At 66.8% G+C, this 14333-nt stretch carries 12 protein-coding genes, 1 tRNA gene and 1 pseudogene (1 of these 14 only partly in view); 11 read left to right on the top strand and 3 right to left on the bottom strand.

Features of this window, described 5'->3' with window-relative positions:
* Positions 1-114 precede the first annotated feature (114 nt).
* From ACTJK0_RS01790 to ACTJK0_RS01780, 3 genes are all read left to right on the top strand, one after another.
* Positions 115-190 (top strand) — tRNA-Glu (locus ACTJK0_RS01790).
* A gap of 226 nt (positions 191-416) precedes the next feature.
* On the top strand, positions 417-2189 hold the full coding sequence (locus ACTJK0_RS01785) for a dynamin family protein (protein ID WP_440744046.1): 1773 nt from the start codon (positions 417-419) through the stop codon (positions 2187-2189).
* Complete coding sequence (locus ACTJK0_RS01780; protein WP_440744045.1) at positions 2186-3799, top strand: GTPase; 1614 nt, start codon at positions 2186-2188, stop codon at positions 3797-3799. Before ACTJK0_RS01785 ends, ACTJK0_RS01780 begins: the two co-directional genes overlap by 4 nt.
* Here the strand turns inward: ACTJK0_RS01780 and ACTJK0_RS01775 are convergent.
* Entirely contained in the window at positions 3796-4344 is a 549-nt protein-coding gene (locus ACTJK0_RS01775; protein WP_440744044.1) for a DUF1697 domain-containing protein, read from the bottom strand. The two genes, ACTJK0_RS01780 and ACTJK0_RS01775, sit on opposite strands and share 4 nt — an antisense overlap.
* Positions 4345-4402: 58 nt before the next feature.
* Positions 4403-5122, bottom strand: coding sequence for an IclR family transcriptional regulator (locus ACTJK0_RS01770; protein WP_043453233.1), 720 nt, complete (start codon positions 5120-5122; stop codon positions 4403-4405).
* A gap of 113 nt (positions 5123-5235) precedes the next feature.
* Here ACTJK0_RS01770 and leuC point away from each other — a divergent pair, with 113 nt between their 5' ends.
* From leuC to ACTJK0_RS01740, 6 genes are all read left to right on the top strand, one after another.
* Positions 5236-6690, top strand: a complete 1455-nt coding sequence (gene leuC, locus ACTJK0_RS01765) for a 3-isopropylmalate dehydratase large subunit (RefSeq protein WP_440744043.1) — start codon at positions 5236-5238, stop codon at positions 6688-6690.
* A 9-nt stretch (positions 6691-6699) separates the two neighbouring features.
* Positions 6700-7302: a 3-isopropylmalate dehydratase small subunit gene (gene leuD / locus ACTJK0_RS01760; protein WP_110540964.1), complete on the top strand. Its 603-nt coding sequence runs from the start codon at positions 6700-6702 to the stop codon at positions 7300-7302.
* 126 nt (positions 7303-7428) lie between these two features.
* Entirely contained in the window at positions 7429-8754 is a 1326-nt protein-coding gene (gene murA / locus ACTJK0_RS01755) for a UDP-N-acetylglucosamine 1-carboxyvinyltransferase (RefSeq protein WP_026265620.1), read from the top strand.
* A 9-nt stretch (positions 8755-8763) separates the two neighbouring features.
* Entirely contained in the window at positions 8764-9534 is a 771-nt protein-coding gene (locus tag ACTJK0_RS01750) for a lysophospholipid acyltransferase family protein (protein ID WP_440744042.1), read from the top strand.
* Positions 9531-10580 (top strand): NAD(P)H-dependent glycerol-3-phosphate dehydrogenase, encoded by a 1050-nt coding sequence (locus tag ACTJK0_RS01745; RefSeq protein ID WP_181422317.1) that lies wholly within the window; start codon positions 9531-9533, stop codon positions 10578-10580. Before ACTJK0_RS01750 ends, ACTJK0_RS01745 begins: the two co-directional genes overlap by 4 nt.
* 2 nt (positions 10581-10582) lie before the next feature.
* Positions 10583-11731, top strand: a complete 1149-nt coding sequence (locus tag ACTJK0_RS01740) for a D-alanine--D-alanine ligase family protein (RefSeq protein ID WP_110540962.1) — start codon at positions 10583-10585, stop codon at positions 11729-11731.
* 46 nt (positions 11732-11777) lie between these two features.
* Here the strand turns inward: ACTJK0_RS01740 and ACTJK0_RS01735 are convergent, their stop codons facing one another.
* Entirely contained in the window at positions 11778-12281 is a 504-nt protein-coding gene (locus ACTJK0_RS01735) for a DUF3515 domain-containing protein (RefSeq protein WP_110540961.1), read from the bottom strand.
* Positions 12282-12398: 117 nt separating this feature from the next.
* On the opposite strand from ACTJK0_RS01735, the gene ACTJK0_RS01730 reads away from it, so the two are divergent.
* Together ACTJK0_RS01730 and thiL are read left to right on the top strand one after the other, a co-directional pair.
* Entirely contained in the window at positions 12399-13766 is a 1368-nt protein-coding gene (locus ACTJK0_RS01730; RefSeq protein WP_440744041.1) for a hypothetical protein, read from the top strand.
* Positions 13767-13864: 98 nt separating this feature from the next.
* Positions 13865-14333 (top strand): annotated as a pseudogene (gene thiL / locus ACTJK0_RS01725) (thiamine-phosphate kinase); it runs 520 nt beyond the window's last position.

Below are 14333 nucleotides of genomic sequence, written 5' to 3'. Positions count from 1 at the left end.
CTGATTCCAGCCCCAAAACAGTAGGTTTCCGGTCGGTTCGCCGATTTGAAACCACAGCAAAGTGTGTGAAATACTCACTGAGCTTGAACAGCGGAAACGCTGTCGAAAGTACTCGGCCCCATCGTATAGCGGCCTAGTACGCCGCCCTCTCACGGCGGTAACGCGGGTTCGAATCCCGCTGGGGTCACCATCAAAATGGTCCCGGGCAACAGCCCGGGGCCATTTTTGTTTGTCCGTATACGGGGTGATGGTTAAGACGCCCCATCACGTCCTGCTGCAGAACGGGAACGCCCCATCAGTTCCTGCCGTCTTTGTGGAAACGCCCCATCACTGCCGGCTGGAGACGCCCGGGAAATCCCCGCCGGCCGACGCGCCGGGTCCGGGCCCCTCGACGCCTCAACTGGCATGATGTTGCTGTGATCTCCGACAACGAGCAAGGCCGCACCACCCAGCCGGAGCAGCACGCCGCCGCGGCGGTGGCGCTGCTGGAGGAGATCCGCGGCGGCCTGGATGATGTCTCACTGCCGCTTGCCCTGCCCGGTGTGGACCACGCGCGGAGGGAAACCGCGGCCGCACTGGCCCAACTGGATGACTACATCCTTCCCCGGTACCGCAGCCTGGACGCCCCGCTGCTCGCCGTCGTCGGCGGTTCCACGGGCGCCGGCAAGTCCACCCTGGTGAACGCCCTCGTCGGGCATCCCGTCACCAGGGCCGGCGCCATCCGGCCCACCACCCGCCAGCCCATCCTGCTGCACAACCCCGCAGAGGCCACATGGTTCGAAGGCCCGCGCGTCCTGCCTGGCCTCGCCCGGATCCGCGGGACCCTCACCGGCAGTCCCGCCTCCGCCGGCCAACCGGGTGGCCAGGGCGCAGACGCTGCCGCTTCGCTCGTGCTGCTCGCCGACCCCGCCGTTCCCGCAGGGATCGCCTTGCTGGATGCCCCCGATGTCGATTCCATCGCTGACCAGAACCGCATGCTGGCGGGTCAACTGTTGGCTGCAGCGGACCTCTGGATCTTCGTCACCACCGCCAACCGGTACGCAGACGCGGTCCCGTGGAAACTCCTCCTCGACGCCGCTGCCCGGGACATCACCGTTGCCGTGGTGCTGGACCGCGTGCCGCCGGGAGCAGAGCAGGAGGTGAGCCAGGACCTCCGCGGACTGCTCGACCGCGAGGGGTTGGCCAAGAGCCGCCTGTTCATCATCGCCGAAACCATCCTGGATCCGGCCGGAATGCTGCCTGCCGGCGCGGTCAATGAACTGCAGGAGTGGGTGGCGGCGCTGGCTGCCGACGCCGCGGGACGGGCCGCGGTGGCGCGCCGGACGCTGAACGGCACCGTCCGGGCACTGGCCGGCCGCGTAGCCGGCATCGCCGGGGCGGTCCGTGAGCAGGACAAAGCGGCCGCCCGCCTCGAAGCCGACGCCGCCGCGGCCTACGCGGATGCGGCCGCCCGCATCCTGGAGGCCACCCGCGACGGTGCCCTGCTGCGGGGAGAGGTACTGGCCCGCTGGCAGGACTTTGTGGGCACGGGGGAGTTCTTCCGCGTCGTTGAGCAAAACGTGGGACGTTTCAGGGACCGGCTCGGAGCGTTCTTCCGCGGCGAGCCTGCCCCGGCAGTGCGCGTCGAGGCGGCGATCGAAACCGGTTTGCAGGCGGTGATCGTGGACGAAGCAGCGAACGCCGCGGAAGACACCGACCGGCGCTGGCGCTCCGACCCGGCGGGCCGGCAATTGCTCGGTGCGGACGACCTCTCCGGCGCAGGACCGGGCTTCGCTGACCGCGCGGCAGCCGAAATCCGCGCCTGGCAGGAAGCGCTCATGGAGTTGATCCGCACCGAGGGCCAGGGAAAGCGCACCCAGGCGCGGTGGCTGTCCTTTGGCATCAATGGGCTGGGCGCCGCCCTGATGATTGTGGTGTTCTCGATGACGGCAGGGCTGACCGGACTGGAAATCGGCGTGGCCGGGGGAACCGCCGTGGTGGGCCAGCGCCTGCTGGAGGCGGTCTTTGGCGAGGACGCGGTGCGCCGGATGGCAGATAGGGCACGTGAAGACCTGGCAAGGCGCTGCCGCCTCCTGCTGGCGGACGAGGAACAGAAGTTCCTGCGGCGCCTGCCGGAGGAAGACCGGGCCCAGGCGCAGCGGCTGGCAGCCCAGGCCCGGGACCTGGCCCGGCTGGCGGAGAGCGCGTGAGCCGCCACAGCGGTACCCGGGAGTCCTCCCGGCTGGACGGCCGGCTCCAGGCGCTTGAGGACGCCCGGGAACTGGGGGAGGGGATCCTCCCGGATGACGCACTGCGGCAGGTCTTCGGCGTCCTGGAGCGCGCCAGTTCCCGGCGGTCATTGTCCGGCGACCACACCGTGGTGGGTTTCTTCGGGGCAACGGGCAGCGGGAAGTCCTCCCTGTTCAACGCCGTCAGCGGAGCGGAAATTGCGACGGCGGCAGCCCGCCGGCCCACCACATCGGAACCGCTGGCGGGTGTCTGGGGAGCAGCGGGCAGCGATGCCATCCTTGACTGGCTGGAGGTGGGAAACCGGCACCACTCGGCTCCGGTGGACGGCTTCGCCGATGAGCAAACAGGGCTGATCCTGCTGGACTTGCCCGACTTCGACTCAACACATGCGGCCAACCGGGAGATCGTGCAGCGCATGGTGGGCATGGTGGACGTCCTGGTCTGGGTACTTGACCCCCAAAAGTATGCGGATGCTGCCGTGCACAACGGCTTCCTGGCTCCGCACGCTTCCCACGGCGCCGTGACCCTCGTGGTCCTGAACCAGGTGGACCGGCTGCCTCCCGATGACGTGCAGCCGGTGCTTGATTCACTGCACGCGATCCTCGCGGCTGAAGGGCTGGGACAGGTGGGGATCCTGCCGTGTTCTGCCGTGACCGGGACGGGGATCGCGGAAGTACGGGCGGCAATCCGCAAGGTTGCCGTGCAGCGCCAGGCGCAGTCCCGGCGGCTGGAGGCCGACGTCACCGCTGCGGCAGAGGGCCTGCGGTGCGTTTCCGGTGAAGGGGAGGCGGCCGGTGTCCGACCAGGGGCAAGGACGCGGCTGGCGGAGGAACTTGCCGTGGCGGCCAACGTCCCCGCCGTGGTGCGCGCCGTGGGGCAGTCCTACCGCCTGGAGTCCGTACGGCGCACCGGCTGGCCCGTGACCCGTTGGCTCGCCAGGTTCCGGGCGGACCCGCTGCGGCGGCTCAACCTGCGCAGCAGCTCTCCCGCCGCCTTGAACAGGACGTCATTGCCGCCGGCCGGCGCCCCGGAGCGTGCGCGCTCTGATGCGGCGGTCCGGGAATTCGCGGATTCGGCCAGTGCGGGTGCGCCCGGCCCCTGGCGGGCGGCCATCAGGAACGCCGCGCGGACCAGCCGGGACCGGTTGCCCGATGCCCTGGACCAGGCCATTGCCGGGACCGACCTTGGTGCCAACCGCAGGGCCTGGTGGTGGGGCGCATTCAATGTTGTGCAGTGGCTGGCACTGCTGACCCTCGTGGGCGGCCTGGGCTGGCTGGGCGTCCTGGGGGGCCTGGGGTACCTCCAGTTGCCGGTCCCCGAGGTGCCGCGCGTTGAGGGGTGGCCGGTGCCCACGCTGATGATTGCCCTCGGCTTGGCGCTTGGAATCCTCCTGGCCGTCACGGGACGGTTCATTGCGGCAGGAGCTGCCCGCGCGCGTGCAGCAAGGGCACGACGGCGGCTCAACAGTGCCGTTGCGGCAGCGGCCCAGGAATTGGTGGTGACGCCCGTGGAGGAGGAAATCGCCCGGCTGGCAGCCTTCAACAAGGCCCTGAAGAAAGCCGCAGCCTAGGAAGCCCCTGCAAGGGAGGCCGCAGCATCCCGGACCTTAATGAGGGTGCGCAGGTTGCGGGTAGTGGTGGCGGCCTTGAATTTCGGTTTTGCGCTGATCTTGCTGAAAGGGCTCTCCAGGGTTCCGCCTGCGGGGGCCAGCCAGGCAAGCGCCTCCGGCCCCAGCCGCTGCTGGTCCTGGCCCTCGAGGGCAGCCCCTGCCGCTTCCAGTTCATCAAGCACGGCCGTGTCCGACGACAGGGTGATGTAGGTGTGGGTGGACTTGTCGTCCCCGGGATAGGGGCAGGCGTCGACGAGGTCCGCAATCCGCCCGGCGTCCAGGACCACCACCCACGCCTCGTAGCTGAAAGCAGCGCGGAGGCACTTTTCACATTCCCGCTTGACCGCAGCCGCGTCAAGGCGGCTGGAGAGCACCACGTTCCCGCTGGCCAACAGGGTCCTGGCGTCGGCGAAGCCGGAGTCTTTCAGTGCTTCGCGGAGGTCCGCCATCTTAATATTGATTCCGCCAACGTTGATGCCGCGGAGGAACACTGCGTAGCTGCCCATGGGCACAGCCTAGCGGCGCAGGAAGCCGGGGGAGCGGTAATGAGCCTCGCTGTTACGGCTAGTCGTTGTTCTTGCGCAGTGCCTCGGTCAGGATGCGCCCGGCGTTGCACACAACTTCGGCATGCAGGCGCCCTGGCTGGCGGGTCAGGCGCTCGATGGGACCGGAAATCGAGACGGCGGCAATTACCCGCCCGGACGGACCCCGGACGGGGGCCGAAACGGAGGCGACCCCCGGCTCGCGTTCGCCAAGGCTCTGTCCCCAGCCCCGCCGTCGTACTCCGGCCAGGACGGTGGGCGTGAAGCGGGCCTGCTGGAGTCCCTCGAGCAGCCGGTCGTGGTCTTCCCATGCCAGCAGGACCTGGGCGGCAGAGCCGGCCTTCATGGACAGTTGCGTGCCGACGGGAATGGTGTCGCGCAGGCCGATGGGGCGCTCGGCTGATGCGACACAGACGCGCCAGTCACCCTGCCTGCGGAAGATCTGTGCGCTTTCGCCGGTGGCGTCGCGCAGCTGCATCAGCACAGGGCCCGCGGAGGCGATCAGGCGGTCCTCGCCGGCGGCGGAGGCGAGCTCGACAAGCCTGCTGCCCAGCACGAACCGGCCCTGGATATCACGGCTGACCAGGCGGTGGTGGACCAGGGCCAGGGCGAGGCGGTGGACCGTGGGCCGGGCCAGGCCGGTGGCGGCTACGAGCTGCGCCAGCGTGGTGGGACCGGCCTCCAGGGCATCGAGCACCTGGGCTGCTTTATCAATGACACCGACTCCACTAGAATTGTCCATGTAATGATATTGCCGTCTCAATATCTGAGATGCAAATCTTTCGGCTGGCGCAGTGCGGAACCGTCCTGATTCAGTTGGATTCATCAGCCAAACAGCAGTGAAGGGAGATGGCCATGGCAAAGACATTGGCCGAGAAGGTCTGGGACGCACATGTGGTGCGCAAAGGTGACGGCGACGGTGCCAACGCCCAGCCGGACCTTCTTTACATCGACCTCCACCTGGTCCACGAAGTCACGTCTCCGCAGGCCTTCGAAGGCCTGCGCCTGGCCGGCCGCAGGCTGCGCCGCCCCGACCTGACCATTGCCACGGAGGACCACAACACCCCCACGCTGGACATCGACAAGCCGATTGCCGACCTCACCAGCCGCACCCAGATCCAGACCCTGCGCAACAACTGCGCGGAGTTCGGCGTCCGGCTGCACAGCCTGGGCGACGCCGAGCAGGGCATCGTCCATGTGGTGGGTCCACAGCTGGGCCTCACCCAGCCCGGCATGACCGTGGTCTGCGGTGACTCGCACACCTCCACGCACGGCGCCTTCGGGGCCCTTGCCATGGGCATCGGCACCTCCGAGGTGGAGCATGTCATGGCCACCCAGACCCTGTCGCTGAAGCCGTTCAAGACGATGGCCATCAACGTCGAGGGCACCCTGCGCCCCGGCGTCACTGCCAAGGACATCATCCTTGCCGTCATTGCCAAGATCGGCACCGGCGGCGGCCAGGGCTACGTCCTGGAGTACCGCGGCTCGGCCATCCGCGCCCTGTCCATGGACGCCCGGATGACCATCTGCAACATGTCCATCGAGGCCGGCGCCCGCGCCGGAATGGTGGCCCCGGACGAGACCACCTACGAATTCATGAAGGGCCGGCCGCATGCCCCCCAGGGTGCGGAGTGGGATGCCGCCGTCGAGTACTGGAACACCCTGCGTACCGACGACGATGCCACCTTCGACGTCCAGGTTGACCTGGACGCGAACACGCTGGAGCCGTTTGTCACCTGGGGCACCAACCCCGGCCAGGGCGTGTCCCTGTCCGAGGCCGTTCCGTCGCCCGAGGACTTCGGCGACGAGAACGCCAAGGCGGCTGCGGAACGCGCCCTGCAGTACATGGGACTCGAAGCCGGCACGCCGATGAAGGACATCCGGGTGGACACGGTCTTCCTGGGTTCCTGCACCAACTCCAGGATGGAGGACCTGAGGGCCGCTGCGGACATCATCCGTGGACGCCAAAAGGACCCCAACATCCGGATGTTGGTTGTGCCCGGCTCCGCGCGCGTCCGCCTGGAAGCCGAGGCAGAGGGCCTGGACAAGGTCTTCAAGGAATTCGGGGCCGAATGGCGTTTCGCGGGCTGCTCGATGTGCCTGGGCATGAACCCGGACCAGCTGGAGGTAGGGGAGCGTTGTGCTTCCACCTCCAACCGCAACTTCGAAGGCCGCCAGGGCAAGGGCGGGCGCACCCACCTGGTCTCACCGGTGGTGGCAGCAGCCACGGCAGTGCGCGGCACGCTCAGCTCGCCGTCGGACCTTGAACCCGCTCCCGAACCCGCCGCCATCCGCATCGACGCAGCTTAGGACAGCACCATGGAAAAGTTCACCAAGCACACCGGCATCGGCGTCCCGCTGCGCCAGAGCAACGTCGACACCGACCAGATCATCCCCGCGGTTTACCTGAAGCGCATTACCCGGACCGGCTTCGAGGATGCGCTGTTCTCCGCCTGGCGCAAGGACCCCTCCTTCATCCTCAACCAGGAGCCCTTCAACGCCGGGTCGGTCCTGGTTGCCGGCCCCGATTTCGGTACCGGCTCCTCCCGGGAACACGCCGTCTGGGCGCTCAAGGACTATGGCTTCAAGGCCGTTCTGTCCTCCCGCTTCGCCGATATTTTCCGCGGCAACTCGGGCAAGCAGGGCCTGCTGGCCGCGCAGGTGGCCCAGGACGACATCGAGCTCATCTGGAAGGAACTCGAAAACGCCCCCGGCACCCAGGTCACGGTGGACCTCGAGTCCAAGACCGTGGTCTGCGGCAACATCGTGGCGCCCTTCGACATCGACGACTACACCCGCTGGCGGCTCCTGGAAGGCCTGGACGACATCGGGCTGACCCTCCAGCACGAGGCCGACATCACGGCCTACGAAACCACGCGGCCATCGTTCAAGCCCAAGACCCTGCCGGCAAAGCTTTCCTGACCCCCGGGCCCTGCACCGGNCCCCGCCGCCGGTGGGCCCTTATTTCGGTTCGGTAACGCGACCTCCTATGCTTGGTTGGAGCCTTTGCAAGGTTTTGGGGGCTAGTGATCGTGAGGAAACCGGTATATGAGTAGTGTTCTGACAATCCGCGGCGGTGTCCCGCTTACAGGCCGCGTCAGCGTCCGTGGGGCAAAGAATCTCGTCCCCAAGGCAATGGTGGCGGCGTTGCTTGGCAACGAACCCTCGGTGTTGCGGAACGTGCCGGAAATCAAGGACGTCGAGGTTGTCACCTCCCTGCTGCAGCTGCACGGTGTGACAGTGGAGAAGGACCCGGTCAACGGCGATCTCACCCTCGATCCCAAGGCCGCGAAGACGGCGCCGAGCACCGCCATCGACGCCCACGCCGGCGACTCCCGCATCCCCATCCTGCTGTGCGGCCCGCTGATCCACGCGATCGGCGAGGCCTTTATCCCGGACCTGGGCGGCTGCAAGATCGGCGACCGTCCCATCGACTACCACCTGGATGTGCTGCGCCAGTTCGGCGCGGTGGTGGAGAAGCGCCCGGGCGGCATCCACATCTCGGCCCCGAAGGGCCTGCACGGCGCCAAGATCTCGCTGCCGTACCCGTCCGTGGGGGCCACCGAGCAGGTCCTGCTCAGCGCCACCCGCGCCGAAGGGATCACCGAGCTGTCCGGTGCCGCCACCGAGCCGGAAATCATCGACCTCATTGCCGTGCTGCAGAAGATGGGCGCCATCATCAGCGTCCAGACGGACCGCACCATCCGCATTGAGGGCGTCCGTGACCTGGGCGGCTACAACCACCGTGCGCTGTCTGACCGGAACGAATCGGCGTCCTGGGCTTCGGCGGCGCTGGTCACCCGCGGCGACATCTTCGTTGAGGGCGCATCCCAGCGGGACATGATGACCTTCCTGAACACCTACCGCAAGGTGGGCGGCGGAATGGACATCGGCGAGGACGGGATCCGGTTCTACCACAAGGGCGGAAAGCTCAACCCGCTGGTCCTGGAGACGGACGTCCATCCCGGTTTCATGACCGACTGGCAGCAGCCTCTCGTGGTGGCGCTGACCCAGGCCGAAGGCGTTTCCATCGTCCACGAAACGGTCTACGAAAACCGGTTCGGCTTCACCGACGCCCTGATCCGCATGGGCGCCAGCATCCAGGTGCACCGGGAGTGCCTGGGCAGTGTTCCGTGCCGGTTCGGCCAGCGCAACTTCCTGCACTCAGCAGTGATCAGCGGCCCCACCCAGCTGAAGGGAACCGATATCGACGTCCCGGACCTGCGCGGCGGCTTCAGCCACCTGATTGCGGCCCTCGCCGCCACCGGAACCTCGCGGGTAACCGGCATCGACATCATCAACCGCGGCTATGAGCGGTTCACCGAAAAGCTCGCGGGCCTCGGCGCCGACTTCGACATCACCACCACGAAGTAGCGCGCAACTGTGAAGGAATCGGCCAAGAGCAGGGCCACATTTGTGTTCATCGCCGGCATCGCCCGGCCGCTGCTGAACCTCATGATGTCCAAGACCTGGGAAGGCACCGAGAAGCTTCCCGCCGGCGGCTTCATCGCGGCCCCCAACCACTGCACCGAGATCGACCCCCTGGTGGTGGGGCACATGCTCTACAACAAGAAGCGCGCCCCGCACTTCCTGGCGAAGGCCGCGCTGTTCAACGTCCCCGGCCTGGGTGCGCTCCTGCGGGCCACCAAGCAGGTACCGGTGGAACGTTCGACGACGGGTGCCAACCGGTCGCTGCAGGTGGCCCAGGAGATCGTGGCTGAGGGTGGTGCGATCATCATCTACCCGGAAGGCACGCTGACCCGCGATCCCGACCTGTGGCCGATGAAGGGCCACACCGGTGCTGCCCGGCTGGCACTCGAAGGGGACATCCCGGTGGTGCCCATCGCGCATTGGGGTGCGCACGAAGTGTTCCCCCGGTACGGCAAGTCCTTCCATCTGCTTCCCCGGAAACGCTCCCGCCTGGTTGTGGGGGATCCGGTGGACCTGAGCGCCTTCCGGGGCCGTCCCCTGGACAAAGCCACACTGACCGAGGCCACCGAAGTGATCATGGATGCCATCACCGGCCTCCTCGCCGGCCTGCGCGGCGGGCAGCCCCCCGCCGAGCGCTGGGACCCGGCAAAGCAGCAGCAGGCCAAGCACGGCCGCTTCGTGGACCGCGGACAGAAGCCCGGCACTGGATCGGAAGCCCCGTGACCGCTGATGCAAAGCCGGGAGCGGCCCGCACCGTGGCCGTCCTCGGCGCGGGGTCTTGGGGGACCACGTTCGCCAAGATCCTCGCCGACGCCGCGATTGCCACCGGCGCCGAACGCAGCATCAGGCTGTGGGGCAGGCGCGCCGAAGTGGTGGACGAGATCAATTCGAGCCACCGCAACAGCGATTACCTGAAGGACATCGTCCTGCCGGGAAGCATCACGGCGTCCACCGACGTCCGCAGCGTATTCGCCGGAGCCGACCTGGTGGTGCTCGCCGTTCCGGCGCAGTCCCTCCGCCCGCAGCTGCGGGAATGGAAGGACATGATCGCCCCCGGAGCCGTCGTCGTGTCCCTCATGAAGGGCCTCGAGCTCGGGACTGACGCCCGGATGAGCGAGGTGATCAGCCAGGAACTCAACCTCCCCCCGGACCGAATCGCCGTGGTGTCCGGACCCAACCTCGCCATGGAAATTGCCCGCGAGGAACCGACAGCATCGGTGGTTGCCTGCACGGATCCCGCCACCGCCGGCTGGCTGGCCAGGAGCTGCACCGCACCCTACTTCCGGCCCTACACCACTGCTGACGTTGTCGGCGTCGAAATCGGCGGCATCGTGAAGAACGTCATCGCACTGGCGGTAGGCATTTGCGAAGGCAAGGAGATGGGGGACAACACCAAGGCCTCCGTCATCACCAGGGGCCTGGCCGAAACCTCACGCCTGGCGCTGGCACTGGGCGGCGACGCCAAGACCATGGCCGGGCTGGCCGGGCTCGGCGACCTCGTGGCCACCTGTTCGTCCCCGCTGTCACGCAACCATACGGCAGGCCGGCTCCTTGGCCAGGGCCTGACGCTGGAGGAGGTGGGCCGGAAGATGACCCAGACCGCCGAAGGCATTAAGTCCGGCCAGGCCGTCCATGAACTTGCCGGCAAGCTCGGCGTCGAAATGCCCATCACTGCCGCCGTTGTCGCGGTGCTGGCAGGCAAACTGTCCGTTGACCAACTGGGGCCCGTCCTGCTGTCCCGGGAATTGAAACCTGAAGGCGATTACTGACCATGTCCCACGACGAAGCCACCACACGGGAAACGGCCACCACCAGGAAACCGCGCGTAGCCGTGCTTTTTGGCGGCCGTTCCAGCGAGCATGCCGTCAGCTGCGTCACCGCAGCCGGGGTGCTGGGCGCCATCAACAAGGACAAGTACGAGGTGATCCCCATCGGGATCGCCAAGACCGGACAGTGGGTCCTCGCCCCCGCCGAAACGGCCCAATGGTCCCTCGCGGCATCGTCGCTTCCTGAAGTCGTGCCGTCATCGGAGACTGTCACCCTGGCCGAGATCGGCGGCGAGCACCAGCTGATCGTGGCATCGCCCAACCAGGTGCCGCAGGAACTGGGTGCCGTCGACGTGGTCTTTCCGCTGCTGCACGGACCTTTCGGCGAGGACGGCACCATCCAGGGCCTTCTCGAGCTCTCCGACACCCGCTACGTCGGTGCAGGGGTCCTGGCGTCCGCCATCGGCATGGACAAGCACTACATGAAGGTGGTCTTCGAGGCCGCGGGGCTTCATGTTGGCCCCTACGTAGCCGTGACCGACCGGCAGTGGCAAAAGGACCCGGAAGCTGTGCGGAAGCAGGTGGACCGACTGGGGTTCCCCGTCTTCGTCAAGCCGGCGCGTGCCGGCTCGTCGATGGGCATCTCAAAGGTGGATGCCCTGGATGAGCTGGACGCCGCCATCGAGGAAGCCCGCCGGCACGACCTCAAACTCGTGATCGAGGCCGGAATCGTCGGACGCGAAATCGAGTGCGCCGTCCTGGAGGGGAGGGGCACCGATGCGCCCCGGACCTCCATGCCCGGTGAGATCTCGGTAGCAGGCGGAACGCACGAGTTCTACGACTTCAACGCCAAGTACGTCGAGGACGACGCCGCATCCCTGAGCTGCCCGGCGGACATCCCCACGGAAGCAATCGCGCGGGTCCGCGAGCTGGCGGCCGCCGCCTTCGACGCCGTGGGCGCGGAAGGCCTGAGCCGCGTGGACTTCTTCTACACCCCCGAGGGTGATCTGATCATCAACGAGATCAACACCATGCCGGGATTCACGCCCAAGAGCATGTACCCGCAAATGTGGGCAGCCTCAGGGCTTGGGTACGCCGAACTGATCGACGAACTCATCTACCTCGCGCTGCACCGCAAAACCGGCCTCCGTTAAGCCCAGGCCGGCAGGTGCCGGCGCCGGNTAGGCGGGCCGGCAAGACCTACTGGCTTTGCGGCAGGTTCTGCAGGTCTTCCTGGCCCACGCAGTTCCGCACGGAGGGGACCTTGGCGGCTGCCGCGGCCAGGTCCGCCAGCACGGTTGCGGAGCTGATCTTGTCCGGGTCCATCAGGATTTCGGTCGCCGGTTCGCGGCCGAAAGTGGTCAGTGTCCAGACGGGGTCGCCTTCCTTGATCACCCAGTCGACGCCGTTGACTGTGACGCAGCGGTCAGTCGTCGGCCCCGGCACATTGACGCCGCAGCGCAGGATGACAAGCGACGGATCGCCCCAGGCAGCGGTGGCCTGGCTGTTGGTCTTGCGCAGTTTCGAATCGCCAATGGCATCGGGAAGGGCCACCATCATGGGCGCGCATGCCGGGTTGGCGGCGTCCTTGGCGGCGGTCACATCCACAGCAGGGGAGCAGGCAGTCAACGAAAGGGCGGCGATTCCCCCAACCATCGCCATCCTGGCGGCACGGGCGGACAGGGGCAGGTGGGGATGGTGCATTTGTTCATCATCCCGGCTGGCATGTGGCGAAATCAATTTGGCGTGTGGAGTGGGACGACTCCGCCGTCGCCCGCTCCGCCCTTTTGTACTGCCGGCACCTTATAAAGTGGTTGCATCATGAAAAACACCGCGGTTGCTGAGCCTTCCCATCCAGCACTTATGGACCAAAAAGCATTCTCCCCCGCTCGCAGGAAAGGCCTCACCGCCGCCGGTTACCTGTTCGCCGTCGCCGGTGTCGCCTTTTTGGCGTGGTTCCGCCTTCCGGAAGTTTCCCGTGGCACCCTCTGGGCCGAGGATGCCGCTGTCTTTCTGGCTAACACCATGTCCATCGGGCCATGGCAGAGTATCGCGGAGCCCTATGCGGGCTACCTGCATACGGTTCCGCGAATCGTGTCGGGTATTGCCTACAGTCTTGGCCCCCTGGAGGCCTACGGCACGCTGATGTCGTTCCTTAGCTGCCTGGTGGTCGCAGCCATATCCGTCGGCTCCTATTTCCTGTCCGGCCAGCTCTTCGGGCACCGCAGCTACCGTCTGATGGTTGCGCTCATACCTGTGCTTGTCCCTGTGGCGCCGCTGGAGGTGCTCGGAAACGCCGCGAACCTGCATTGGTACATGCTCTGGATTTGCCCGCTATTGCTGATATACCGCCCCCGCACCTGGTACGGAGGTGCGGCTCTCTTTGTAGGGACATTGGCCGCGGCGACCACCGAAATTATCACGGGACTGTTTCTTCCACTCGCCGTTTGGTCGCTTGTCCGGAAAAAGAACTACTGGGCGCCAGCGGCGTTAATCCTTGGGCTCGGCTTCCAGTTGGTGGCCACCATCTCCAAGCCCCGCTATACCCAGGCGCCTCGGATGGACTCGGTTGAGCCCTTGTCCATTCTCTACGGCTTCCTGCTGCAGCCGATCGGTTCCCTGTGGGAAACAAACCCGCGCACCATGGGGCTGAACGTCGTCACGTTCGGCGGCTTTGCCATTGCCGTTCCCTGCGCCATCTTCGTCGGCCTGCTGGTCTACGTTCTCTTTTTCGGCCGCTGGCGTTGGAAGACCGTGGCGATGGGCGCAGTCGGGTCTGCCGTGGCCTGCTGGGTGGCAGCAACAGTGCTGAATCCTTCACCCGAATTCGATTATGCCAATTTCACCAAAGACCAGTGGCTGACCATGTTCACCTTCTTTCGCTACGCGGTGGCCCCGTCCATGTTTTTGCTGATGCTTGTGCCACTTGCCTGTGTTGTTGCCGAGGACAGAAAGCTGATTGCTGGCAGCGGCCACAGGTACTGGGCGCCTGCCCTGCTGGCAGTCTTCTTGTCCACCACCTACTTCCAGGCAGCCACTGCGCGGCAGACAGGACCCGAATGGGCAGTGGGGGTGCAGAACGCAACTGTCCTTTGTGGCTCTGATTCCGCGTTGCCGGAAGCCGTCATACCCGTTACTCCGGCGGCTTGGCAGGTGGCAGTCCGGTGTGACCTCCTCCGGGGGCGTTGACAGTCCGGCACGGACACGATGTCGGTCCGGCGCGGTAGCGTAGTGGCGTGCCTGAAGACCTCCGTAACCGCGTTGACCGCCAGCCCACCGTTGCCGGGATGTCCGAAGCAGACCTGTTGGCCCGGATCTTCCCGCGCCTTCGCATGGCGGAGTCCCACACCTCCAGCACGCTGCTCGGGCCCGGGGATGACGCGGCCATCGTGGCAGCCCCGGACGGCCGGACCGTCATCAGCATCGACACCCAGGTCCAGGACCAGGATTTCCGTCTCCTGTGGCCCAACGGCTACCGCACCACGGGCTTCGACGTCGGGTGGAAGGCTGCCGCGCAGAACCTGAGCGACATCAACGCCATGGGGGCGCGGGCAACCTCGATGGTGGTCAGCCTGACCCTGCCCGTTGATACCCCGGTCAGCTGGGTGGAGGACCTCGCGGACGGTCTGACGGCGGCGATCCGCGGATTGGGGGCCACGCAGTGTTCGGTCGCTGGCGGGGACCTTGGCAGGGGAAGCGAAATTTCGGTGACGGTCGCGGTGCTGGGAACGCTCGACGGCGGCAGGCCGGTACTCC

The organism is Paenarthrobacter sp. 22069, from assembly GCF_052046035.1.
Classification (GTDB): domain Bacteria; phylum Actinomycetota; class Actinomycetes; order Actinomycetales; family Micrococcaceae; genus Arthrobacter.
This window is presented reverse-complemented; position numbering and strand designations above follow the sequence as displayed.